5 protein-coding genes are annotated in these 26,928 nt (G+C 75.4%); 2 read left to right on the forward strand and 3 right to left on the reverse strand.

Annotated elements, in window-relative coordinates:
* Together ACIQOE_RS19445 and ACIQOE_RS19450 are read left to right on the forward strand one after the other, a co-directional pair.
* A complete protein-coding gene (locus ACIQOE_RS19445; protein ID WP_401412610.1) occupies positions 1–21,978 on the forward strand; it encodes a non-ribosomal peptide synthase/polyketide synthase in 21,978 nt (7,325 codons plus the stop codon).
* A gap of 41 nt (positions 21,979–22,019) precedes the next feature.
* A complete protein-coding gene (locus ACIQOE_RS19450) occupies positions 22,020–22,223 on the forward strand; it encodes an MbtH family protein (protein WP_351326950.1) in 204 nt (67 codons plus the stop codon).
* Positions 22,224–22,292: 69 nt separating this feature from the next.
* Here ACIQOE_RS19450 and ACIQOE_RS19455 read toward each other — a convergent pair whose 3' ends face one another.
* The 3 genes from ACIQOE_RS19455 to ACIQOE_RS19465 are packed head-to-tail and all read right to left on the reverse strand — an operon-like array spanning position 22,293 to position 26,920.
* Entirely contained in the window at positions 22,293–23,363 is a 1,071-nt protein-coding gene (locus ACIQOE_RS19455) for an iron-siderophore ABC transporter substrate-binding protein (protein WP_365571064.1), read from the reverse strand.
* Positions 23,364–23,414: 51 nt separating this feature from the next.
* Complete coding sequence (locus tag ACIQOE_RS19460; protein ID WP_401412613.1) at positions 23,415–25,223, reverse strand: ABC transporter ATP-binding protein; 1,809 nt, start codon at positions 25,221–25,223, stop codon at positions 23,415–23,417.
* A complete protein-coding gene (locus ACIQOE_RS19465; RefSeq protein ID WP_401412615.1) occupies positions 25,220–26,920 on the reverse strand; it encodes an ABC transporter ATP-binding protein in 1,701 nt (566 codons plus the stop codon). Before ACIQOE_RS19465 ends, ACIQOE_RS19460 begins: the two co-directional genes overlap by 4 nt.
* Between the last annotated feature and the right edge of the window lie 8 nt (positions 26,921–26,928).

Genomic DNA, 26,928 nt, shown 5'->3' on the forward strand with positions numbered 1-26,928 from the left:
GTGACCAGCACCGAGGACTACTGGCGGCAGAGGTTCGCCGCACCGGCACCGGAGACCGCGCTGCCGCACGACTTCCCGCACCGGCCCCGCGCCCAGGAGCGGCCGCGGCCGGCCCGGCGTACGGCCGTGCTGGCCACCACCGCCGACGAGGCGACCCGGCTCGCCGCCTTCGTCGCGCTCCTGCACCGCTACGGCGGCACCGGGGCGACCGACCTGACGGTCGCCCACGACGGGCTGCCGCTGCGCCTGACGGTCACCGGCGGACTCTCCTTCGCCCAGCTCCGCGCACGCGTCACGGCCGCCCGCGCCGAGGCCGCCGCCCACCGGCTGCCGACCGCCGGCCTGCTGCGCCTGCTCGCCCCCGAACCCGGCCGCGGCGGCGCCCTGTTGTGCGCCACCGGCTTCGGCGCCGCGCCCTGGGACGACGGCGGCCCGCTGGACCTGGCGCTGTCCGTGTCCGACGGGCACGTGCACGCGGACTACGACCCCTCCCTCTTCGAGGCCGCCACCGTCGACCGGATCCTCGGCCACTACGCCACCCTGCTCACCGCCGCCCTCGACTGGGCCGGCGCCCCGGTCGCCGCCCTGGAACTCCTCGGCGCGGACGAACGGCACCGGATCCTCGTCGAGTGGAACGACACCGCGCACGACGTGCCCGCGCTCACCTGGCCGCGGATGTTCGCCGACCAGGTCGCCGCCCGTCCCGACGAGATCGCCCTGATCCACGAGGACGTCCGCCTCACCTACGCCGAACTCGACACGCGCGCCGCCCGGCTGGCGCACGCCCTGGTCGCCCGCGGCGCCGGTCCCGAACAGGTGGTGGCCCTCGCCGTCCCGCGCTCGGCCGACATGATCGTCGCCGAGGTCGCCGTGCTCAAGGCGGGCGCCGCCTACCTGCCCGTCGACACCGACTACCCCGCCGACCGCATCGCCTACATGCTGGAGGACGCCCGGCCGGTGTGCCTCGTCACCACCGCCGAGATGCTCCCCGACCTGCCGCCGGGCCAGGACCCGCTGGTCCTCGACGACCCCGCGACCCGCGCCGAACTCGCCGCCCACCCCGCCCACGACCCGGCGGCCGCCGCCGAGCTGACCGTGGCGCACGCGGCGTACGTCATCTACACCTCCGGCTCCACCGGCCGCCCCAAGGGCGTGGTGCTCTCCCACGGCGGCGTCGCCAAGCTGGTCGCCACCCAGCGCGAACGGTTCGGGATCGGCCCGCACAGCCGGGTCCTGCAGTTCGCCTCGCCCAGCTTCGACGTGGCCTTCTGGGACCTGTGCCTCGGCCTGCTCTCCGGCGGCCGGCTGGTCGTCGTGCCCGCGGACCGCCGGGTGCCGGGCGCCCCGCTCGCCGACTACGCGAACGAGCACGGCATCACCTTCATGATCCTGCCGCCCGCGCTGCTCGCCGCGCTGCCGGACGACGTCCGCCTGCCGCCCGCCGCGACCCTGCTGGCGGGCACCGAGCGGGTCTCGCCGGAACTGGTCGGGCGGTTCGCCCGCGGCCGGATGATGTTCAACGCGTACGGGCCCACCGAGGCCACCACCAACTCCACGCTCGGCCTGTGCGACCCGGACACCCCGGCCGGCACCATCGTGCCCATCGGCGTCCCCGACCCCGGCACCCGCGCCTACGTGCTCGACGACCGGCTGCGGCCGGTACCGGCGGGCGTGGTGGGGGAGTTGTACCTCGGCGGCGCCGGACTCGCCCGCGGCTACCTCGGCCGGCCCGCGCTGACCGCCGAGCGTTTCGTCGCCGACCCGTTCGGCGCACCCGGCGAGCGCCTCTACCGCACCGGCGACCTGGTCCGCTGGAAGGCCGACGGGCGGCTGGAGTTCCACGGCCGCGCCGACAGCCAGGTCAAGATCCGCGGCTTCCGCATCGAGCCCGGCGAGATCGAATCGGTGCTGCGCGCCCACCCGGCCGTCGACCAGGCCGCCGTGGTGGTCCGCGAGGACCGCCCCGGCGACCGCCGCCTCGCCGCCTACGTCGTGCCGTCCCTGGACGCCGCCGCCGAGCCCGACGAGGCCGTGTCCGACTGGAAGGACCTGCACGAACTCCTCTACTCCGCCGCCGGTTCGGACGGTTTCGAGGAGAACTTCGCGGGCTGGAACAGCATGTACGACGGGCTGCCCATCCCGCTCGCCGACCTGCGCGAGTGGCGGGACGCGACCGTCGGCCGGATCCGTGAACTGCGGCCCCGCCGCGTCCTGGAGATCGGCGTCGGCAGCGGCCTGCTCCTGTCCCGGATCGCCCCCGACTGCGAGGAGTACGTCGGCACCGACCTCTCCGAGGAGGCCGTACGCGCCCTGCGCGCCCAGGTCGGCGCCGTACCGGAGCTGGCCGGCAAGGTCACCCTGCTGGCCCGGCCCGCACACGAGCTGACCGGCCTGCCGGAGGGCTCCTTCGACACGGTCGTCGTCAACTCCGTCGTCCAGTACTTCCCGAGCGCCGACTACCTCACCGGCGTGCTGCGCTCGGCGGCCCGCCTCCTCGCACCCGGCGGCGCCCTGTTCGTCGGCGACGTACGGAACCTGCGGCTGCTGCGGACCCTGAGCGCCGCCGTCGAGACCGGCCGGACCCGCACCGACGACAAGGACGCGCTGCGCGCCGCCGTCGACCGGGCCGTGGCCTGGGAGGGCGAACTCCTCCTCGACCCGGACTACTTCGCCGCCCTGGAGGGCTTCACCGCCGAGGTGCGGATCAAGCGCGGCAGCCACCACAACGAGCTGACCCGCTACCGCTACGACGTCGTCCTGCGCCCCGCGCCCGCCCGGCACCCCGCCGTTCCCGCGACCGAGGTCCCCTGGTCCGCCCTCGGCACCACCCAGGCCCTCGCCGCCCGGTTCACCGCCGCCGGCCGCCCGCCCCTGCTGCGGGTCACCGGCATCCCCAACGCCCGCCTCGCCCCGGACCTCGCCGCGCTCGGCACCCTCGACGACAGCAGCCGCACCGGCGGACCGGGCGTCGACCCCGAGGCCCTCCACGACACCGCCGCCCGGCACGGCTACCGCGCGGCCCTGACCTGGACCGCGGACGCGGAGGACGGCAGCCTCGACGCGGTGTTCGCCCTCGGCGGCGACACCCCGCCCGGCCCGCTCTACCGCCCCGCCCAGCACCACCCGTACGCCAACTGCCCGGCGCCGTTCCGCAACGTCACCGCCTTGATGGCACAACTGCGCGCGCACGCCGCCGAGTTCCTGCCCGAGTACATGGTCCCGGCCGCCCTGGTCCCGCTGGAGCGGCTGCCCGTCACCCCCAGCGGCAAGCTCGACTCGGCCGCCCTGCCGGAACCCGACTACGGCCTGCTCAGCTCGGGCCGCGCCCCGCGCACCGAGCGCGAACGCCTGCTGTGCGACCTGTACGCGCGGGCCCTGCGGGTGCCCTCGGTCACCGTCGACGACGACTTCTTCGCACTCGGCGGTGACAGCATCACCGCCATCCAACTGCTCGTCCTGGCCCGCGGATCCGGCCTGGAACTGACCCCGCGCGACGTGTTCCGGCACCGCACGGTCGCCCAGCTCGCCACCGTCGCCCGCACCGCCCCCGCCGACGGCGACGCGGCCGCCGAGCTGCCCTGGGCCGACCCGACCGACGACGAACTCGCCGCGCTCCAGGGCGGCGACCCGCTCACGGTCGCCGAGGTGCTGCCGCTCGGCCCGCTCCAGGAGGGCTTCTTCTTCCACGCCCTGGTGGACGGCGCCGAGCACGACGCCTACGTGGTCCAGCAGGTCCTCGAACTCGCCGGACCCGTCGACGGCGGTCTGCTCCGCCAGGCCGCCCAGCGGCTGCTCGACCGGCACGCCCCGCTGCGGGCCTGCTTCCGCCGCCTCCCGGACGGCCGCCCCGCCCAGATCGTCGCCACCGGCCTCGACGTGCCCTGGCGCGAGGTCGACCTCGCCGCCCAGGACACCGCGGTCCGCACGGGCCTCGCCGAGGCCGTCGCCGCCGACGAACGCGCCCGCCGCTTCGACCTCGCCCGCCCGCCGCTGCTGCGCTGCGCCCTGGTCCGCCTCGGCCCGGACCGCAGCCGCCTCGTGCTGACCTTCCATCACATCGTCGCGGACGGCTGGTCCCTGCCCGTCCTGCACCGCGAACTCCTCGCGCTCTACGGCGCCGAGCCCGCCCCGCTCCCCGACGTCGCCCCGCACCGCAACCACCTGGCCCGCGTCGCACGCGCCGACCGCCGGGCCGCACGGGACGCCTGGCGGGCCGCGCTGGCCGGGATCGACGAGCCCACCCGCCTGGTCGAGACCCCGGCGGCCGGCCCGATCGAGCCCGCCCAGATCCGCGTCGAGCTGCCGGAGCGCACCACCGCCCGCCTCACCGCCCGCGCCCGCGAGCACGGCGTCACCCTCGGCACCGTCGTACAGGCCGCCTGGGGCCTGCTGCTGAGCGGCCTCACCGGCCGGCAGGACGTGCTGTTCGGCACCACCGTCTCCGGCCGCGACGCCGCCGTGCCCGGCATCGAGTCGATGGTCGGCCTCTTCATCAACACCCTGCCCACCCGGCTGAGCTGGACCCCCGCCGACACCCTCGGTGCCGTCCTGGAACGGCTCCAGCGCGAGCAGAGCGCCCTCCTGGACCACCAGCACCTCGGACTCGCCGAGATCCAGCGGGCGGCGGGACACGCGGGCGGCGGCGAACTCTTCGACACCCTCGTGGTGTTCGAGAACTACCCCGCCGACGCGAACCCGGCCGATCCCACCGGCACCGTCCGCCTGACCGGGCACGCCTTCCACGACGCCGTGCACTATCCGCTGGCCCTCGTCGTCAAGCCCGGCCGCCGGCTCGACCTGCGCCTCAAGCACCACGCCGACCGGCTCCCCGCCGACGCCGTGCAGACCCTCGCCGACCGGCTCACCCTGGTCCTGGACGCGCTCGCCGAGGACACCGGCCGTCCGGTCGCCGCCCTCGACCTGCTGACCCCGGCCGAGCGGACCCACTCCGAGGGCGAGCGGCACGCCGTGCCCGCGCGCACCCTGCCCGCCGCCATCGCCGAACAGACCGCCCGCACCCCCGACGCCCCCGCCGTCGTCTTCGCGGACACCACCCTCACCTACGCCGAACTCGACGCCCGCGCCGAGGCCCTGGCCCGGCGGCTGCGGGCCGCGGGAGCCGGACCCGAGCAGTTCGTCGCCGTCGCCGTGCCCCGCTCCGCCGAGCTGATGGTGGCCCTGCTCGGCGTGCTGAAGTCGGGCGCCGCGTACCTGCCGGTCGACCTCGACTACCCGGCGGACCGGATCGCGTACGTGCTCGCCGACTCCGGCACCCGCACCGTCGTGACCACCGCACGGGACGCCGTACGGCTGCCGGACACCGACGGCCTGCGCGTCCTGCACGTCGAGGACGCCGAAGACCTCCCGGACGCACCCCCGGCCCGGCCGCTCACCCCCGACCACCCCGCCTACCTCATCTACACCTCCGGCTCCACCGGCCGCCCCAAGGGCGTCGTCGTCACCCACCGGGCCATCGGCAACCGGCTCGCCTGGATGCAGGGCGCGTACCCGCTCACCGCCGACGACCGGGTGCTGCAGAAGACACCGGCCGGTTTCGACGTCAGCGTCTGGGAGTTCTTCTGGGCGCTGCACGAGGGCGCCGCCGTCGTCCTCGCCGCCCCCGAGGGCCACCGCGACCCGGCCTACCTCGCCCGGCTGATCCGGGCCGAGAACGTGACGACGGCGCACTTCGTGCCGTCGATGCTGGCGGCGTTCCTCGCCTCCGAGGAGGTCACCGCCGATCCCGCGTGGGCGGACAGCCTGCGCCGGGTCTTCAGCAGCGGTGAGGCGCTGCCGGGACGGGCCGCCGCCCACTGGCGGGAGCTGACCGGCGTACCGCTGCACAACCTGTACGGCCCCACCGAGGCCGCCGTCGACGTGACCCACCACGCCGTCGACGGCACACCCGGCACCACCGTGCCCATCGGCACACCCGTGTGGAACACCGGCCTGCGCGTCCTCGACACCTGCCTGCGCCCGGTGCCCGACGGGGTGCCCGGCGAGCTGTACCTGACCGGCGTCCAGCTGGCGCGCGGCTACCACCGGCGGCCCGCGCTCACCGCCGACCGGTTCGTCGCCGACCCGTACGCGACCGAGCCCGGCGCCCGCATGTACCGCACCGGCGACCTGGTGCGCCGCCGCCCCGACGGCACCCTCGACTACCTCGGCCGCACCGACCGGCAGGTCAAGCTGCGCGGCAACCGGATCGAACCCGGCGAGATCGAGGCCGCCCTGACCCGGCACCCGGCGGTGGCGCGGGGCGCCGTCGTCGTCCGCGACCAGCGGCTGGTCGCCTACCTGGTCCCCGCCGCCGGTGCCGTCGCCGACCCCGCCGACGTGCGTGCCGCGCTCGCCGCCGCCCTGCCCGCACCGCTGGTCCCGGAGGCGTACGTCGTCCTCGACGACCTGCCGCTGACCCCCAGCGGCAAGCTCGACCAGGCCGCACTGCCCGCCCCCGAGGCCGAACGCGCCGTCCGCCGGGAGCCCGCAGGCCCGCTGGAGCGGCGCCTCACCGAGATCTTCGCGGGCGTGCTCGGCATCGCCGACGTCGGCCCTGACGACGACTTCTTCCGGCTCGGCGGCGACAGCATCAGCTCCATCGGCGTCGCCGGCCGCGCCCGCGCCGCCGGCCTGGACCTCAGCCCGCGGGACGTGTTCACCCACCGCACGCCCGCCGCGCTCGCCACCGCCGCGGGCACCGCGCCGGCCGCCGCGCCCGCCACCGCCGCCACCCTCGCCCTCACCGAGGCCGAGCACGCCCGGATCCGCGCCCTCGCCGCCCCGGCCGCCGTCGCCGACGTCTGGCCGCTGGCCCCCCTCCAGGAAGGCCTGTTCTTCCACTCGGCCTACGACCGGCACGCCCTGGACGTCTACACCGTCCACGAGACCTTCGACTTCGCCACCCGCCTGGACGCGGCCCGGCTGCGCGCCGCCGTCCGCACCCTCCTGGACCGCAACCCCGGCCTGCGCGCCGGATTCACCAGCGAAGGCCTGGACCGGCCGGTGCAGTTCATCGTCGAGGACCCGGGGATCCCGCTGGAGGAGGTCGACCTCGCGCACCTGCCAGCCGCCGAACAGGACGCCCGCATCAAGGAGTTGACCGACGCCGAGCGCGACCGCCGGTTCGACCTGTCCGCGCCGCCGCTGTTCCGGCTGCTCCTGCTCCGCCTCGGCGCCGAACGCGGCGACCGGCTCGTCGTCGGCCGGCACCTGATCCTGTGGGACGGCTGGTCGGCCTGGCTCTTCCTCGACGAGCTGTTCGCGCTGTACGAGACCGGCGGCGACGCCCGTGACCTGGCCGCGCCCGGCAGTTACCGGGACTACCTGACCTGGCTGGACCAGCAGGACGACGCCACCGCCACCGCCGCCTGGCGCACCGCGCTGGCCGGTCTCGACGAACCCACCCTGCTGGCCCCGACCGCCGCCGACGGTCTCGAACCGGTCATCCCCGACCAGCTCGACCTGCGCCTGAGCGCCGAACTCGGCGACCGGCTGCGGGAGACCGGCCGCGTCCACGGCCTCACCCTGAACACCGTGCTCAACGCGGCCTGGGGCCTCACCCTCGCCTCCGCCACCGGCCGCCCCGACGTCGTGTTCGGCACGACCGTCGCCGGCCGGCCCAGCGAGGTCCACGACGTCGAGAACATCATCGGGCTGTTCCTCAACACGGTCCCGGCCCGCATCGTGTTCGACCCCGCCGAACCGGTCCTCGGCCTCCTGCGCCGCATCCAGGGCGAGCGGCTGGACCTGATGCCGTACGAACACCTCAGCCTCGGCGTGCTCCAGGCCGAGACCGGGCACCGCAAGCTCTTCGACACCCTGTTCGTGCTCCGCAACAACGACACCGAGGACCGGCTGGCCCGGCTGCGCACCCGGCACGGCGCCACCGCCGTCGCCAACGTCGACGCCACCCACTACCCGGCCAACCTCGTCGTCACCCCCGGCCACCGGATCGCCGTCACCCTCACCCACCGGCCCGACCTCGTCCCCGCGGACCGCGCGCGGGCCCTCCTGGACCGCTTCGCCCTGCTCCTGGACCGCCTCACCATCGACCTGACGGCTCCTGTCGGCTCCCTGGACCCGCTGCTGCCCGCCGAACACGCCGCGCTGCGCGAGGAGCGGGCCGCCGGCCGGGTCGAGGACCCCGAGGACACCGTCGCCGACCTGCTCGCCGCACAGGCCGCCCGCACCCCGGACGCCCGCGCCCTGGTCTTCGGCGCGCACACCCTGACCTACGCCGAACTCGACGCCGCCGTGAACCGCACGGCACGGCTGCTGATCGCACGCGGCGCGGGCCCCGAGCGTGTCGTCGCCCTCGCCCTGCCCCGCTCGCTCGACATGGTCGTCGCCCTGTTCGCCGTGCTGCGCACGGGCGCCGCCTACCTGCCGCTGGAACTCGACCACCCCGCCGACCGGCTCTCCCTGACCCTCGCCGACGCCCGCCCGCTGCTGCTGCTCTCCACCACGGCCGTATCGGCCACGCTGGACGGGGAGACGACCCGGGTGCTGCTCGACGACCCGGCCGTACGGGAGGAACTGGCGAGCCTGCCGGACACGCCCGTGCACCGCCGCTTCAGCCTCGAACACCCCGCGTACGTCATCTACACCTCCGGCTCCACCGGCCGGCCCAAGGGCGTCGTCACCCCCTACCGGGGCCTGACGAACATGCAGCTCAACCACCAGAAGGAGATCTTCGAACCGGCCATCGCGGCGGCCGGCGGACGACGGCTGCGGATCGCGCACACCGTGTCCTTCGCCTTCGACATGTCCTGGGAGGAACTGCTCTGGCTCGTCGAGGGCCACGAAGTGCACGTGTGCGACGAGGAGTTGCGCCGGGACGCCGAGGCACTGGTCGCCTACTGCGACCGGCACCGCGTCGACGTCGTCAACGTGACCCCCACCTACGCCCGGCTCCTCATCGAACAGGGCCTGCTGGAAGGGCACGTGCCGCCGCTCGTGCTGCTCGGCGGCGAGGCGGTCCCGGAGACGGTCTGGACGGCGCTGCGCGACACCGAGGGCACCTACGGCTACAACCTGTACGGACCCACCGAGTACACCATCAACACCCTCGGCGGCGGCACCCTGGACAGCGCCACGCCCACCGTCGGCAAGCCCATCCGCGGCACCCGGGCCCACCTCCTGGACCCCTGGCTGCGCCCGGTCCCCGACGGCGTCCCAGGCGAGCTGTACATCGCCGGCATCGGCCTGGCCCGCGGCTACCTCGACCGCCCCGGCCTGACCGCCGAACGGTTCGTCGCCGACCCGTTCGGGGCGCCCGGCGAGCGCATGTACCGCACCGGCGACCTGGTGCGCCGCAACCCCGACGGCAACCTCGACTTCCTCGGACGCACCGACGACCAGGTGAAGATCCGCGGCTACCGCGTCGAACCCGGCGAGATCGAGACCGCCCTCAGCCGCCACCCGCTGGTCTCCCAGGCCGCCGTCGTGGTCCGCGACGAGCGCCTCGTCGGCTATGTCGTGCCCTCCGGCGCGGGCACCGCCGAACGCACCGCCGCCGAGGCCGCCCAGGTCGGCGAGTGGCAGGAGATCTACTCCGACGAGTACGAGGAGATCGGCACCGCCGTCTCCACCGAGCAGTACGACGGCTGGGACAGCTCCTACGACGGACGGCCCATCCCCTTCGAGGAGATGCACGAGTGGCGCGAGGCCACCCTCGCCCGCATCCGCTCCCTGAACCCGCGCCGCGTCCTGGAGATCGGCGTCGGCTCCGGCCTGCTGCTGTCCCGGCTCGCCCCGGAGACCGAGGCCTACTGGGCGACCGACTTCGCCGCCCCCGTCATCCGGAAGATCGGCGCCGAACTGCGCGCCACGGACCCGGAACTGGCGGCCAGGGTCGAACTGCGCTGCCGTCCCGCCGACGACCTCGCCGGACTGCCCACCGGCTACTTCGACACCATCGTCATCAACTCCGTCATCCAGTACTTCCCGAGCGCCGACTACCTCACCACCGTCATCGACGGCGCCATGGCGCTGCTCGCGCCCGGCGGCGCCCTCTTCATCGGCGACGTGCGCAACCTGCGGCTCGCCCGCACCTTCCACACCGAGATCCAGCGGGCCCGGGGCACGGCCGAGGCCGAACGCGAGCGGGCCGTGGAGCGCGGCCTGCGCCTGGAGAAGGAACTCCTCGTCGACCCCGACTTCTTCACCGCGCTCGGCCACGGCGTCGACCTGCGCACCAAGCGCGGCCGGCACCACAACGAACTGACCCGGCACCGCTACGACGTCGTCCTGTACGCCGGTGAGCCGGACCTGCGCCTGACCGACGCCCCGACGGTCGCCTGGGCCACCGCCCACACCGTGGGCGAACTCGCCCGCGGCGGCTGGACCTCCGACGCCGTCGGACGGCTCCTCGGCGCCGCCGGGCGGCTGTCCGGCCACCTCGGAAGCCGCTCGCGCGACGGCCGGCCCGCCGCCCTGCGCGTCACCGGCATCCCCGACGGCCGCACCCGCGAGGACGGCATCGACCCGGAGACGCTGCACGCGCTCGGCGCGACGGCCGGACACCGGGTCCTGACCACCTGGTCGGCGCCGGCCGGCACCTACGACGCCGTCTTCGTCGCGGCCGACGCGGGCGAACACCGGCTCACCGAAGGCCTGTTCCGGCCCGGCGGCGGCACCGGGCCGCACACCAACGACCCCACCTCCGCCCGCGAGACCGGTGCGCTGATCCGCAGGCTGCGCGAGGACCTCGGCCGCGAACTGCCCGAATACATGGTCCCGGCCGCCTTCGTCACCGTCGACGGCCTGCCCATGAACGCCAACGGCAAGCTCGACGTCCGCGCCCTGCCCGAGGCCGAACCCGCCGTCGCCCTCGGCGGCGGACGCGGCCCGCGCACCCCGCGGGAGGAGGTGCTGTGCCGCCTGTTCGCGGAGGTGCTGGGACTGCCGGAGGCCGGCGCCGAGGACGACTTCTTCGACCTCGGCGGACATTCGCTGCTCGCCACCCGCCTGGTCAGCCGCGCCCGTACCGAACTGGGCGCCGAACTCGCCATCCGCGACCTCTTCGAGGCACCCACCCCGGCCCGCCTCGCCGCCCGCGTCGGCGCCGCGAGCCCGGCCCGGCCGCCCGTCACCCCGGTGACCGACCGGCCGGGCCGGATCCCGCTCTCCCCGGCCCAGCGCCGGCTGCTGCTCGTCGAGCAGATCACCGGGAGCACGGTCGCCTACAACTTCCCGCTCGTCGTCAGGGTGCGCGGCGGTCTCGACACCGAGGCCCTGCGTGCCGCGCTCGGGGACGTCGCGGGCCGCCACGAGTCGCTGCGCACGGTGTTCCCGTCGTACGAGGGCGAGCCCTACCAGCGGATCGTCCCGGCCGACGAGGCGCACCCGCCGCTCACCGTCACCGACGCCTCCGAGGAGGGGCTGCCCGCGCTGATCGAGGCCGCCCAGCGCCGCCCCTTCGACCTCGCCGCCGAACTCCCGCTGCGCTGCGAGGTGTTCCGGCTCGCCGACGACGACCACGTGGTGGCCGTCGTGCTGCACCACATCACCACCGACGAGTGGTCCGACCGGCCGTTCCTCGCCGACCTCGACACCGCCTACGCGGCCCGCCGGGCCGGCACGGTCGCCGACCGGGCACCGCTGCCCGTGCAGTACGCCGACTACACCCTGTGGCAGGACCGCCTCCTCGACCAGCTCGGCGAGCGCCAACTGGCCTACTGGACCGAAGCGCTGCGCGGAGCGCCCGCCGAACTGGCGCTGCCCCTCGACCGGACCCGCCCGGCCGAGCCCTCCGGGCGCGGCGGCACCGTACGCCGTGCCGTGCCCGCGGACACCGGCCGCGCCCTGCGCGACCTCGCCACCGCCACCGGCACCAGCATGTTCATGCTGCTCCAGGCGGCCACCGCGGCCCTGCTGCACCGGCTCGGCGCGGGCGACGACATCCCGCTCGGCGCCCCCATCGCGGGCCGCACCGACAGCGCGCTGGACGACCTGGTCGGCTTCTTCGTGAACACCCTCGTCCTGCGCACCGACCTGTCCGGCACCGACGCCGGACCACTGACCTTCCGCCAACTGCTCCAGCGGGTACGGGAGTCGTCCCTGGCCGCCTTCGAGCACCAGGACGTGCCCTTCGACCGCGTCGTGGAGGCCGTCAACCCGCCCCGCGCCGCCGGCCGCAACCCCCTCTTCCAGGTCATGCTCGGCTACCACCACCGCCCCGACGGCGACCCGGACACCCTGCTCGGACTGCCCGCCGAGTGGTACGACATGGACACCGGCACCGCCAAGTTCGACCTCGACTTCACCTTCGTCGACGAGTCCGACGTCTCCGGCCGCATCACCCTCCTGCTGGAGTACGCCACCGACCTCGCCGACCCCAGGACGGCCGCGCTGCTCGCCGAACGACTCGTCCTGCTCCTCGGCCACGCCGCCCGCACCCCGGACGCCCCGGTCGCGGACCTGGACATCCTGACGCCGGACGAACGGGCCGGCGCCACCGGCGCCTGGAACGACACCGCCCGCCCGGTGGAGACCCGCTCCGTCCCCGAGATCCTCGCCGACACCGCCCGCCGCCACCCCGGCCGCACGGCCCTGGTCACCGGCCCCTGCGACGCCCCGCGCCGCACCACGTTCGCCGCGCTCCACGGCGACGTCCAGGCGCTGGCGGCACGGCTGCGGGCGCACGGCGCGGGTCCCGGCACCGTCGTCGGACTCGCCCTGCCCCGCAAGGAGATGGTGCCCGCACTCCTCGGCGTCCTCGCCGCCGGCGCCGCCTACCTCCCACTCGACCCCGAACACCCGCTGGAGCGCCTGGAGTTCATGCTCGCCGACGCGGCACCGGTCTGCGTGCTCAGCACCTTTGCGCTCGGCGCACGGCTCCCGGACAGCCCGGCCGTACCGCGCCTGCTGCTCGACGAGCCGTGGCCGGTGGCCGGGCCCGCTCCCGCCACCCCCGCACCGCACCCGCTCCAGGCCGCGTACACCATCTACACCTCCGGCTCCACCGGCCGTCCCAAGGGCGTCATCGGCACCCACCGCGGCCTGGCCAACCTGTACGCCGCCCACCTGCGCGACCTGATCGAACCCGCCGTCCGCGCCACCGGACGGGACGCGCTGCGCGCGGTCCACGCGGCCTCCTTCAGCTTCGACGGCTCCTGGGAACCGCTGCTGTGGCTGCTCGCCGGGCACGAACTGCACGTCGTCGACGAGCCGACCATGCTCGACCCCGCTGCCCTGCTGCGCCGGCTCGCCGACGCGCACATCGACTTCGTCGACCTCACCCCCACCTATCTGCGCGAACTGCTCCACCACGGCTTCCTCGCGGCCGACGGCACCGGCCCGGTCCCGGCCGTCCTCGCCGTCGGCGGCGAGGCCACCCCGCCCGCCCTCTGGGCGCGGCTGACCGCCCTGCCGGACACCGCCGTGCACGACCTGTACGGGCCCACCGAGTGCGCCGTCGACGCCTACGGCTGGCACCACGCCCCCGGCACGGACCGCGCCGCCGACCTGGCCGCCCCACTCGACAACATCCGCGCCCACGTCCTGGACGAGCGGCTGCGGCCGAGCCCCGTCGGCGTCCCGGGCGAGCTGTACCTGGCCGGCGAGGGCCTGGCCCGCGGCTACCTCGGGCGTCCCGGCCTGACCGCCGAACGGTTCGTCGCCGACCCCTACGCGACCGAGCCCGGCGCGCGCATGTACCGCACCGGCGACCTGGCGCGCCGCCGCCCCGACGGCACCCTCGTCTTCCTCGGCCGCGCCGACGACCAGGTCAAACTGCGCGGCTTCCGGATCGAACCCGGCGAGATCGAGGCCGTGCTGGCCGGCCACCCCGACGTCGCCGCCGCGGCCGTCGTCGTCCGCGAGGACCCGCCCGGCTCACCCCGCCTGGTCGCCTACGTCGTCCCGGACCGCACGAGCGGACAGGCACCCGACCCGGTACGCCTGCGCGCCCACGCCGTGGCCGCACTGCCGGCACCCATGGTGCCCGCCGCCTTCGTCGCCCTCGACGCGCTGCCCCGCACGGTCAACGGCAAGCTCGACACCGCCGCCCTGCCCGCACCCGACCCGACGGCCGCCGCCACCGCCGGCGGACGGCTCCCGCGCACCCCGCGCGAGGAACTGCTGTGCGCGGAGTTCGCCGCCGTCCTCGGCGTCGGACAGGTCGGACCCGACGACGACTTCTTCGCCCTCGGCGGCCACTCACTGATCGCCATGCGACTGATCGGCCGGGTCCGTACCGTGCTCGGGGGAGACGTGTCGCTGCGCACGGTCTTCGACGCGCCCACCCCCGCCCGGCTCGCCGCCCGCCTCGACACCGGTCACACCGTGCCCCGCCCCGCGCCGGACACCGCGCGGCCACGCCCCGAACGGCTGCCGCTGTCCTCCGCCCAGCACCGGCTGTGGCTGCTCGACCAGGTCGAGGGCCCCAACCCGGCGTACAACATCCCCGCCGCCTGGCGCCTGACCGGCGCCCTGGACCGGGCCGCCCTGGAAGCCGCCCTGAACGACGTCGTCGCCCGGCACGCGCCGCTGCGGACCGTCTTCCCGGCCGTGGACGGGGTGCCGTACCAGCAGGTGCTGGACCCGGCACAGGCCCGCGTCCGGCTCGGGACCGCACCGCATTGCGCACTGGCCGCCGAAGCCGCCCGCCCCTTCGACCTCGCCCGCGAACTGCCCCTGCGCGCGGTGCTGTCGGAGACGGACTCACCGCACGAGCAGGTGCTGCTGCTGGTGCTGCACCACATCGCCACCGACGAGTGGTCCGACCGCCCGCTGCTCGCCGACCTCTCCACCGCCTACGCCGCCCGCACCACGGGCCGCGCACCCGACTGGGCCCCGCTGCCCGCCAGTTACGCCGACTACACGCTGTGGCAGCGCGACCTGCTGGAGGCGACCGGCGCCGACCTGCTGGCCCACTGGACGGACACGCTCGCCGGCCTCCCGGCGGAGCTGAACCTGCCTGCGGACCGGCCGCGTCCCGCCGAGTCCAGCGGGCGCGGCGGCACCGTCGGCTTCACCGTCGCGCCCCGCCTGGAAGGCGCGCTGCGCGCCCTCGCCCGCGACCACGGCGTCACCATGTTCATGGTCGCCCAGGCGGCCGTGGCGGCGCTGCTGCACCGGCTCGGCGCGGGCGACGACATCCCCCTCGGCGCCCCCGTGTCCGGGCGCGGCGACGAGACGCTGGAAGACCTCGTCGGCTTCTTCGTCAACTCCCTCGTCCTGCGCACCGACCTGTCCGGCGACCCCACCTTCGCCGAGCTGCTCGCCCGCGTCCGCGAGACCGACCTGGCCGCCTACGAGCACCAGGACCTGCCCTTCGAACGGTTGGTGGAGGCCCTCAACCCGGAACGCTCCCTGGCCCGGCACCCGCTGTTCCAGGTGATGGTCGTCCACCTCGCGGGCCGAGGAGGAACCCCCGACCTGGCCGGTCTCACGGCCCACCGCGAGACCGTCGGCCAGGACAGCGCCAAGTTCGACCTCAGCTTCGACTTCGTCGAACAGGGCGAGGGCGACGGCATCCAGGGCTGGATCGAGTACAGCGCCGACCTGTTCGACCCCGCCACCGCCGAAGCCCTCGCCGCCCGGCTGGAGTCGCTCCTCGAACAGGTCGCCGCCGACCCCGGCCGCCGCGTCGGCACCCTCGACGTGCTGCGCCCGACCGAACGCGCCCTGGTCCTGACCGAGTTCAACGACACCGGCCACGACGTCCCCGACCGCACCCTCCCCGAACTCTTCCGCGCCCAGGCCGAACGCACCCCCGCGGCCACCGCGGTCGTCTTCGAGGACACCGCGCTCACCTACGCCGAACTGGACGCACGCGTCGAACTGCTGGCCCGCACCCTCGCCGCGCACGGCGCCGCCGCCGAGGCCACGGTCGCCGTCGCCCTGCCCCGCTCCCTCGCCCTCGTGGTGACCCTGCTGGCCGCGCACCGCGCGGGCGCCGCCTACCTGCCCCTGGACACCGCCCACCCGGCCGAGCGGCTGGCGTACACCCTCGCCGACGCCCGCCCGGTCTGCCTGGTCACCACCGAAGGCGTCGCCCTCCCCGGCACCGCCGTGCCCCGCGTCGCGGTCGACGCCGACGGCCGCCCCGCCGACCCGGCCGACGCCCCGCTGCCCGCCGCCCACGACCCGCGCCACCCCGCCTACGTCATCTACACCTCCGGCTCCACCGGCCGCCCCAAGGGCGTCACCGTCCCGCACCGGGGCATCGCCAACCGGCTGCTGTGGATGCAGGACACCTACCGCCTGGACGCGGACGACCGGGTGCTGCAGAAGACCCCCGCCGGGTTCGACGTGTCCGTGTGGGAGTTCTTCTGGCCCCTGATCACCGGCGCCACCCTGGTCGTGGCCCGGCCCGAGGGCCACCAGGACCCGGCCTACATGGCCGGCCTGATCCGGCGCGAGCGGATCACGACGGCCCACTTCGTGCCGTCGATGCTGCGCGCCTTCCTCGACGAACCGACCGCGGCCGGCCGCACCGCGCTGCGCCAGGTGATGTGCAGCGGCGAGGCCCTTCCCGTCCCGCTCGCCGCCCGTTTCCACCAGGTCCTGCCCGGCACCCGCCTGCACAACCTGTACGGCCCCACCGAGGCGTCCGTCGACGTCACCGCCCACGAGGTGCCCGCCGACCCGGTCACCGTGCCCATCGGCCGCCCGGTGTGGAACACCCGCGCCCACGTCCTGGACGCCGCCCTGAACCCGGTGCCGCCCGGCGTCACCGGCGAGCTGTACCTGGCGGGCGTCCAGCTGGCCCGCGGCTACCTCGGGCGTCCCGGCCTGACCGCCGAACGGTTCGTCGCCGACCCGTACGCGACCGAGCCCGGCGCCCGCATGTACCGCACCGGCGACCTGGCCCGCTGGAACGCGGACGGCGCCCTGGAGTACCTCGGCCGCGTCGACGACCAGGTCAAGCTGCGCGGCTTCCGGATCGAGCCCGGCGAGATCGAGGCCGTGCTCACCGCCCACCCCGACGTCGCGCACGCCACCGTCGTGCTCCGCGACGAACGGCTCGTCGCCTACGTGGTCCCCGCCCGGCCCGGCACCGACCCCGCCGGACTCCGCGCCCACGCCGCCCGGTCGCTGCCGGACCACATGGTGCCCGCCGCCGTCGTCACCCTCGACGCCCTCCCGCTCACCCCGAACGGCAAGCTGGACCGCCGGGCGCTGCCCGCGCCGGACTTCGCCGCCGAGGTCGGCGACGTCCGGCCGCGCACCCCCCTGGAGGAGACCCTGTGCGCGCTCGTCGCCGACGTGCTCGGCCTCGAACGGGTCGGCGCCGACGACGACTTCTTCTCCCTCGGCGGCGACAGCATCGTCGCGATGCAACTGGTAGCCCGCGCCCGCGCCGCCGGGCTGGCGTTCAGCCCGCGGGACGTGTTCCGGCACAAGTCGGCCGCCGGGCTCGCCACGGTCACCACCGCGGCCGCCGCCGAACGCCGGGACGAGACCGTCCTGCTCGACCTCGACGAGAGCGAGCGCGCCGAACTCGCCGCGCTGCCCGCCGGATCCGACGTCCTGCCCGTCTCCCCGCTCCAGGCCGGCCTGCTCTTCCACACCGCCCTGGACTCCGGCGACGAGGGACCCGACGTCTACACCGTCCAGGTCTCCTACGACCTCGACGGCCCCCTGGACGCGGGGCGGCTGCGGGCCGCCGCGCAGGGCGTGCTCGACGCCCACGAGAACCTGCGCAGCGGTTTCCGGCACCTTTCCTCCGGACGCCCCGTCGCCGTCGTACCGCGTACCGCCGTGCTGCCGTGGCGGCAGCTCGACCTCACCGCGGAACCGCGCCACTGGGCCCGGCTACTCGAAGAGGAACGCCGCCGCTTCGACCCCGAACGGCCGCCGCTGCTGCGGATGCTGCTCGCCCGGGTCGGGCCGGACCGGCACCGGCTGGTCCTCTCGCACCAGCACCTGCTCCTCGACGGCTGGTCGCTGCCGCTGCTGGCCGCCGAACTCTGGGCGCGCTACGAGGGCCGCACCCCGGCACCGGCCGCCCCCTACCGCGCCCACCTGCGGCTGCTGGCCGCCAAGGACCCGGCGCTCTCCGCCGCCGCCTGGTCCGAGGCGCTCGCCGGGCTGGCCGAGCCCACCCGGCTCGCGCCCGCCGACCCCGACCGGGCCACCGCCCTCCCCGACACCCACACGGTGGAGCTGGACGCCGGACGCACCGCGGAACTGGAGACGTTCGCCCGGCAGCACGGCGTCACCCTCAACACCCTGGTGCAGGCCGCCTGGGGCGTGCTCCTCGGCCGCCTCACCGGCCGCGAGGACGTCGTCTTCGGCGCCACCGTCGCCGGCCGCTCGCCCGAACTCGCCGGATCCGAGACGATGATCGGCCTGTTCATCAACACCGTCCCGGTCCGCGTCCGGGTCCGCCCCGAGGAGAGCACGGCCGCCCTGCTGGCACGGCTCCAGGACGAGCAGTCCCGGCTCATCGCCCACCAGCACCTGGGCCTCGCCGACATTCAGCGCGCCGCCGGACTCGGCGAACTCTTCGACACCCTGGTGGTGTTCGAGTCCTACCCGGTGGCCGAGGACGGCGAGCCGGCCGGGGACGCCCCGCGGGTCACCGTCCACGACCACGCGGACTCCACCCACTATCCGCTGGCCTGGGCCGTCGAGCCCGCCGAACGGCTGCGGCTGACCGCCGAGTTCCGCCCCGACCTGTTCGAGGCGGCCACCGTACGGCGGATCACAAACGCCCTGACCGGACTCCTCACCGGCATGGCCGCCGACCCGGACGGCCCCGTCGGACGGCTCGAACTGCTCGGCTCCGCCGACCGGTACACCGTCCTGGAGACCTGGAACGACACCGCGCTCCCGGCCGCCGAACGGCCCGGCACCGTACCGGCGCTGTTCGCCGCGCAGGCCGCCGCCACCCCGGACGCGGTCGCCGTCACCGACGGCCGCACCACCTGGACCTTCGCCGAACTCGACGCCCGCAGCACCGAGCTGGCGCGGACCCTGGCCGGGCACGGCGCCGGACCCGAGCGGCTCGTGGCGCTCGCCCTGCCCCGCACCGCCGGCCACATCGCCGCCGTCCTCGCGGTGATGAAGGCGGGCGCCGCCTACCTGCCCCTCGACCCCGACCTGCCCGCGGCCCGGCTGACCGCGATGCTCGCCGACGCCCGGCCGACGCTGCTCCTCGCCACCGCGGAGACCGCCGCGGAACTGCCCGGCACCGAGACCCCCGTCCTGCTCCTGGACGCCCCGGCGGACGGCCTGCCGCAGGCCGAGCCCACCCCGCCCGGCCCCGACCACCCCGCCTACGTCATCTACACCTCCGGCTCCACCGGCCGCCCCAAGGGCGTCGTCGTCACCCAGCGCGGCATCGCCAACCTCTTCCACAGCCACCGCCACGACCTGCACGACCCGGCCAAGGAACGGACCGGGCGGCGGCACCTCAGGGTCGGACACGCCTGGTCGTTCTCCTTCGACGCCTCCTGGCAGCCGCAGCTGTGGCTCCTCGACGGGCACGCCCTGCACATCGCCGACGACGAGACCCGCCGCGACCCCGAACTCCTCGCCGCCTTCGTCCGCGACCAGGGCATCGACTTCATCGAGGTCACCCCGTCCCTGCTCGCCCGGATGGCGGACAGCGGCCTGATCGGCCCGGACGGCGACTGCCCGCTCGCGCTGGCCGGGTTCGGCGGCGAGGCCGTGTCCGAGGCGCTGTGGAAGCGGCTGGCCGCCCTCCCGGACACCGAGGCCGTCAACCTCTACGGCCCCACCGAGGCCACCGTGGACGCCCTCGTCGGCCGGGTCCGCGACAGCGCCCGCCCGGTCGTCGGACGCCCCGTCCACCACTCCCGCGCCTACGTCCTGGACACGGCCCTGCGCCCGGTCCCGCCGGGCGTCACCGGCGAGCTGTACCTGTCGGGGCCGGGCCTGGCCCGCGGCTACCTCGGCCGACCGGAACTCACCGCCGAACGCTTCGTCGCCGACCCCTTCGGCATGCCGGGGGAGCGGATGTACCGCACCGGCGACCTGGCCCGCTGGACCGAGGACGGGCTGCTGGAGTTCGCCGGCCGCACCGACGACCAGGTGAAGATCCGCGGCTACCGGGTCGAACTCGCCGAGATCGAGGCCGCGCTCGACACCCACCCGGCGGTCGCGCGCAGCGTCGTGGTGACCCGTGAACACCGTCCGGGCGTGCGCCAGTTGATCGCCTACGCGGTGTCCGGCGAGGCGGACGGCGCCACCCTGCGCGCCCACGCCGCCGCCCGGCTGCCCGACTACATGGTCCCGGCCGCCGTCGTCGTCCTGGAACGGCTGCCGCTGCTGTCCAACGGCAAGCTCGACCGGGCCGCGCTGCCCGCCCCCGACTTCGCGGCGGCGGGCGGCGGCCGGGCCCCCGGGAACGACACCGAGCACGCCCTGCGCGACCTGTTCGCGGACGCCCTCGGCCTGCCCGCCGAGGCCGTCGGCGCCGACGACGACTTCTTCGCCTTCGGCGGCGACAGCATCGTCGCCATGCAACTCGTCGCCCGGGCCCGCTCCGGCGGCCTCAGGATCACGCCCCGCCAGGTATTCCAGCACCGCACGGTCGCGGCCCTCGCCGCCGTCGCCGTCCCGCTGGACCTGGCCGACCGGCACGCCGTCCACGACGACGGCACCGGCGCCGTCCCGCTCACCCCGATCATGCGGGCCCTGCTCGACCGCGGCGGCCCGCTCGCCGCCTACCACCAGGCGGCCCTGATCCGCACCCCCGCCGACCTCACCGAACCCGGCCTGCTCACCGTGCTCGGAGCGCTCGCCGCCCGGCACGACATGCTGCGCGCCCGGCTCGTCCGCGCACCGGAGCCGGTCCTGCGGGTGCCGGCCGCGCCGGACACCGACGTGCGGACCTGGCTCACCCGGGTCGACGTACGCGACGCCGTGGCCGACGAGTCCGCGCTGCGGGAGGCCATCGCCCGCCACGCGCGCACGGCCCTCGAAGGCCTGGACCCCGACGCCGGGGCGATGGTGCGGGCGGTCTGGTTCGACGCCGGTCCCGGTCGGCCCGGCCGGCTGCTGCTCCTCGTCCACCACCTGGTGGTCGACGGTGTCTCCTGGCGGGTGCTGCTGCCCGACCTGGCCGCCGCCTGGGCGGCCGTCCGCTCCGGCCGCACCCCCGAACCGGCCCCGGTGGAAATGTCGTTCGGCCGCTGGTCGCGGCTGCTCGGCGCCCGTGCCGTCGACCCGGCGGCCGAGGACGAGATGCCGTGGTGGACGTCCGCCCTCGCCGACGGCGCCGGACTGCCCCTGGCCCGCCCGCTCGACCCCGCGCGGGACACCGTCGCGAGCACCCGCTACCTCTCCCTGACCCTGCCGGCCCACATCACCGGGCCGCTGCTCGGCCGGGCCCCGGCCGCGTTCGGGGCGAGCGTCAACGACGTCCTGCTCACCGCGTTCGCGCTGGCCGTCGGCGACTGGCGGGCGCGGACCCTGGGCGCGCCGGGCGCGGGCGGCCCGGTCCTGGTCGACCTGGAGGGCCACGGCCGCGAGGAGGAACTCGCGGGCGACGCCGACCTGTCCCGCACGGTCGGCTGGTTCACCAGCGTGGTCCCGGTACGGCTCGACCCGGGCCCGGCCGGACCCGACGCCCTCGCGGGCGGGGCCGCGCTGGACGCGGCGGTGGCCCGGATCCGGGAGCACCTCACCGGCCTCCCGGCGGCCGGGATCGGGCACGGCCTGCTGCGGCACCTCAACCCCGTGACCGGCCCGCTCCTGGCCGAACTCGGCGAGCCGCAGATCGAGTTCAACTACATGGGCCGCTTCGACCGGCCCGCGGCCGCCGACTGGTCCTACGCCGCCGAGGAGTCCGCCGCCGACCTCGACGCCGAACCGGGCATGCCGATGTCGCACGCCCTCACCCTCAACGCCCTCACCGAGGACCGTCCCGAAGGTCCCGAACTCGGCGCCCACTGGGCGTACGCGGCCGGACTCCTTACCGAGGAGGCGGTACGGGACCTGGGCGAGACCTGGTTCCGCGTGCTGGAGACGCTGGTCGCGCGCGCGGACGAACTGAACTGACCACATCCACCGAACAGACCGAGAGGCAAGGACCCGCTGACATGACCAACCCGTTCGAGAACCCCGACGGCGTCTACTCCGTACTCGTCAACGACGAGGGCCAGCACAGCCTGTGGCCCGACTTCGTGGCCGTCCCCGCGGGCTGGACCGTCGTGCACGGCCCCGCCGCCCGGCAGGAGTGCCTGGACCACATCGAGACCCACTGGACGGACCTGCGTCCCAGGAGCCTCGTCGAGGGCTCCTGACCCGCGGCACGGAAGAGAGGGTGGGCGGATCCGGTCCCGGATCCGCCCACCCTCTCTTCCGTCCCTCCGCTACGACGCCGGCTGCCCGACCTTCGTGGCGGCCTTTCCGTCCACCGCCGCCGCCAGCTGCGGCACCAGCCGGTCCAGGACGTAGGGGATGCTCAGCACGGTCGACAGGGACACCGCGTTGCCGTAGTCACTCGTCTCCTTGACGAAGACCTCACGGCCCTGCTTCACCACGTTCAGATCGCCGTAGATCGGGTCGCCGTGCAGCTTGGCCACCGCCGCCGTGGTGTCCGGCACGATCCACACGGCCACGCCCTGGTCGAGCAGGTCGTAGCGCTCCTTGCTGATGTTGGCGCCGAACTGGTCACCGATCGCCTTGTCGAGGTCCTTCGGCAGCGCGAAGCCGAGGTCGGACAGGAGCCGGGAGCGCGGGTCCTCGCTGCCGTAGACGAACACGCCCTCGTAGGGGGTCGCCATGACCGCCGTGGCCTTCGCGAACGCGGGATGTTCCTTCTTGGCGGCCGTGAACCTGGCCTCGACGCCCGAGACCAGCGTCCTGGCCTCGGCCGCCTTGCCGAGCGCCTGGCCGATCTCCTCGGTCTGCTGCTGCCACGGCACGCCGTAGTCGTTGTACTGCTTCGGCTGGGCCACCACCGGAGCGAACTTCGACAGGCTCTCGTACTGCGCCTTGGTCAGCCCCGAGTACACGGCGAGGATCAGGTCCGGCCTGAGCGCGGCGATCTTCTCCACCTGGGGACCGGTGCCGGTGTCCTTGAGCACGGTCGGCGCGGCGGCGCCGCCCAGCTTGTCCTGGGCCCACGGGCCGATCGCGCCCTTGTAGCCGCCCACCCACTCGGTGGTGCCGACCGGGACCTTGCCGAGGGCGAGGACGGCGTCCTGGTCGGTGAGGCCGACCGTCACGATCCGCTTGGGCTCGGACTTGACGGTCGTACTGCCGTACTTGTGGGCGATCGTCACCGGAAAGGCGCCCGCCGACGCGGACGACCCCGTGGAACCGGACGAGGACGCAGCCGAGTCGGAGTCGGAGGAACCGCAGGCGACCGCCGTCGCCGTGAGCAGGAGTACGGAGGCGAGCAGGCCGGTGAGCCTGGTGACTCTGGTGGCGCGGGGCATCGGATGATCCTTCTGTTCTGGGCGACGGGGTCCGGCGGGGGGCCGCTTGGGTCAGTGGGGGGCTCGGGAGGTGTCGGCGGGATGGCCGCGGGCGGCGCGGCTGCCGCTCCAGGCCTGCCACAGGGCCGCGTACCGGCCCCGTGCGGTGAGGAGTTCGTCGTGGGTGCCCTCCTCGACGATCCGGCCGGCGTCCAGGACGACGACCCGGTCGGCCGCGGCGGCCTGGCTCAGCCGGTGGGCCACCACCAGCGCCGTACGGCCCCGCAGCGCCTGCTCGGCGGCCTCGTCGAGGACCCGCGCACCCGAACTGCCGGCCTCGGCGGTCGCCTCGTCGAGCACGACGACCGGCGGATCGGCCAGCAGCAGGCGGGCCAGGGCGAGTTGCTGGGCGCGGTCGGCGGTGAGCCGGTGGCCGCCGTCGCCGACGACCGTGTCCAGCCCCTCCGGCAGGGCCTCGGCCCAGCCGAGGGCGCCCACCCGGGCCAGCGCGTCCCACAGCTCCTCGTCGCTCGCGTCCGGGCGGGCCAGGCGCAGGTCGTCGGCGAGCGGTCCGGCGAAGACGTGCACCTCCTGGGTGACGAGTCCCACCAGCCGGCCGGACTCGTCGGGTTCGGCGCCGCCGATGTCGACCCGGCCGGCCGCCGGGCGGTGCAGCCCGGACACCAGCTTGGCCAGCGTCGTCTTGCCCGCGCCGGTGGTGCCGACCAGCGCGATCCGTTCCCCGGCCCGCACCCGGAGGTCGACCTCGTGCAGCACCGGACGGCCGGGTACGTAGGCGTGCGAGACACCGGCCAGGGTCACCGACGGTTCGCCGGCCGCGGGGGAGCCGGGCCGGGCGGCGGGCGCGGGCGCCGGTTCGTCGATCACACCGACCAGCCGCGCCAGGCCCGCCGTGGCCGACTGGGCGTCGTCGAGCAGCACCAGCGCGGTGTTGACCGGACCGAAGAGGCTGTGGAAGTAGAGGGCGGCGGCCGTCGCCGTGCCGACCGAGGCGGACCCGGACCGCACCAGCAGGAACCCGGTGACCAGGACGGCGGCGAGGCCCACGTACTCGGCGATGTGCAGCCTGCTGTAGAAGCGCAGCACCAGCCGCACCCCGCGCATGGTCAGTTCCACCGCGGCCCGCGAACGCTCGGCGACCCGGCGCGCGTGCCCGTCCTGCAGCCGGTACGCCCGTACCGTGCGCGCCCCGCCGATGGTGTCCAGCAACTGCTGCTGCTGTTCCCCGGTGGCGATCCGCTCCTGCGCGTACAGTGGGACCGCATTGCGGACGTACCAGCGCGCCGTGTGCGCCTGCACCGGCACGGCGAGCAGCGCGGCCAGCAGGAACCGCCAGTCCAGCAGGGCCAGGGCGCCCAGCGTCAGGACGATCGACAGGGCGGAGCGGGCGAGTTCGGGCAGGGCGGTGCGGACCGCGTCGGCCACCCGCGAGACGTCCCGGGTGACCCGCGCGTTCAGGTCGCCGGATCCGGCCCGCTCCAGCCGCTCCAGCGGCAGCGCCAGGGCGCGCTCCACGAACCGTTCGCGCAGCCGGGCGAGCGCGGTCTCACCGAGCCGGGACACCAGCGACATGCCCAGCGAGGTCGTCACGCCCTGCACCACCGCCACTCCGGCCAGCGCGAGCACCGGCAGGGTCAGGGCGTCGGCGGAGCGGTGCCGGGTGACCAGGTCGACGATGTGGCCGAGCAGGGGCTGGGTGAGCAGGCCGACGGCGGTGGCGAGCACCATCATGCCGAAGCCGGCGGCGGCCAGGCCCCGGCTGGGGCGCAGCAGGTCGCGGACGGCCGCGCGGGTGCGGGCGGGCGTGGCGGTGGGCAGCAGGGCCCGCCCGGGACCGGCTGCCTGGTCGGTCCGGGTCATGCGAGCACCGCCGTCCGGTAGGTCTCGTGGGTCAGGGCGAGTTCGGCGTGCGTGCCCTCGGCGCCGACCCGGCCGCCGTCCAGGAACACCACCCGGTCGGTGACGGCGAGCAGCGCCGGGCTGTTGGTCACCACGACGGTCGTCCGGCCCCGTCGGATCTCCCGCAGGCCCTCGGCGATGCGGGCCTCGGTGACCGCGTCCACCGCGGTCGTCGGGTCGTGCACCACCAGGACGGGCGGTTCGGCGCGCAACGCCCGTGCGAGGAGGACGCGTTGCCGCTGTCCGCCGGAGAGCGACCGGCCGCCCTCACCGACGCCGGTGCGGGCCCCCTCAGGCAGCGAACGGGCGACCTCGTCGGCGTCGGCGGCGGCCATCGCCCGGTCCGTGCGCGGGTCCTGGCCGTCGCCGCCGTCCGGGCTCACGTTCTCGGCGAGGGTCCCCTCGAACAGCGCGGCGTCGTGCGCGGCGACCAGCACCGCGGCCCGCAGGCCCGCCGGATCCAGCCGGGTCAGCGGCACCCCGTCCAGTTCGACCGAGCCGGACTCCGGGTCCGCGTCCCGGCCCAGACAGCTCAACAGGGCCTCGGCGCACGCCGGATCGGTCACCGCGATCCCGGTCAGCCGTCCCGCGGGCAGGTCGAGGTCGACGCCGTCCAGGCCGCCGAACCGCACTGAGCGCAGCCGCATCCGGCCGTGCACCACGTCCGGCACCGGCTCCTCGCCGCCGACGACGGCGGGGCCCGCGGCCAGCACCTCGGCGATCCGGGCGGCGGAGGCGCGGCCCTGCGCCAGTTCGGTGTTGACCCAGGCGAACGTCTCCAACGGCCCCAGCAGGAACAGCGCGAGACCGACCGCCGAGACCAACTGCCCCAGCGTGAGCGAGCCGTCGAGCGCCAGCCGGCCGCCGATCCAGGCGATCAGTGCGATGAACCCGCCGGTGAGGGCCAGCACCAGGCCGGTCTGCCACGCCTCGGCGCGGGCCGCGCGCAGGGTGGCCGCCAGCGAGACCCTGCTGGTGCGGCGGTAGCGCTCGACGGCCGCCCGCTGCGCGCCGAGCCCCTTGAGCACCCGCAGTCCTGCGACCAGGTCGGCCGCGACCCCGGCGGCGCCCGCCGCCATGTCCTGCTCGGCCTCGCTGCGCCGCTCCAGCGGCTTGCTGAGCAGATGGCCGAGCCACAGCAGCACGGGCGTGCCAAGGAGCACGATCAGACCGAGCGGCACGGAGGTCAGCAGGAGGGCCACGGCGCTCACGGTGACGCCGGCGACCGCCCAGATCCCGCTCATGAGCGCCATGGTGACCGCGCCGACGCGCTTGGCGTCCTCGGTGGCCACGTTGGCGAGTTCGCCGGAGAGCCGGTCCTCCTCGGCGCCGCCGCGCGGATCGAGCACCCGGTGCACGATCGCCAGCCGCAGGGTGTGCGCGGCCTCCTCGGCGCCGCGTTCCCCGGCGCGCGCGCCGAGCCGGAAGCTCCACGACAGACACACGTACAGGACGGCCAGGACGGCCAGCCACAGTGTCAGGCGTCCGGCGTCCTGACCGGCGACGGCCTGGTCGACGACGACACCGATGAGTACGGGGACCAGTGCCTCCCCGAGCTGGTGCACACAGCCGAGCGTGGAGCCGAGGGCGAGCCGCCGCCCCTGCCCCCTGACCGAGCGTGCCAGGACATCGCGTCCCGACGGTTCCCCTGATCCCACCAGCCACC

This window comes from Streptomyces sp. NPDC091282, assembly GCF_044757385.1.
GTDB classification, from domain to species: Bacteria; Actinomycetota; Actinomycetes; order Streptomycetales; family Streptomycetaceae; genus Streptomyces; species Streptomyces gramineus.

What these genes read in the sequence shown, in the direction of transcription:
- ACIQOE_RS19450 (WP_351326950.1), top strand. Translation starts at nt 22,020, where the DNA reads ATGACCAACCCGTTCGAGAACCCCGACGGCGTCTACTCCGTACTCGTC.
- ACIQOE_RS19455 (WP_365571064.1), bottom strand. Translation starts at nt 23,363, where the DNA reads ATGCCCCGCGCCACCAGAGTCACCAGGCTCACCGGCCTGCTCGCCTCC.
- ACIQOE_RS19460 (WP_401412613.1), bottom strand. Translation starts at nt 25,223, where the DNA reads ATGACCCGGACCGACCAGGCAGCCGGTCCCGGGCGGGCCCTGCTGCCC.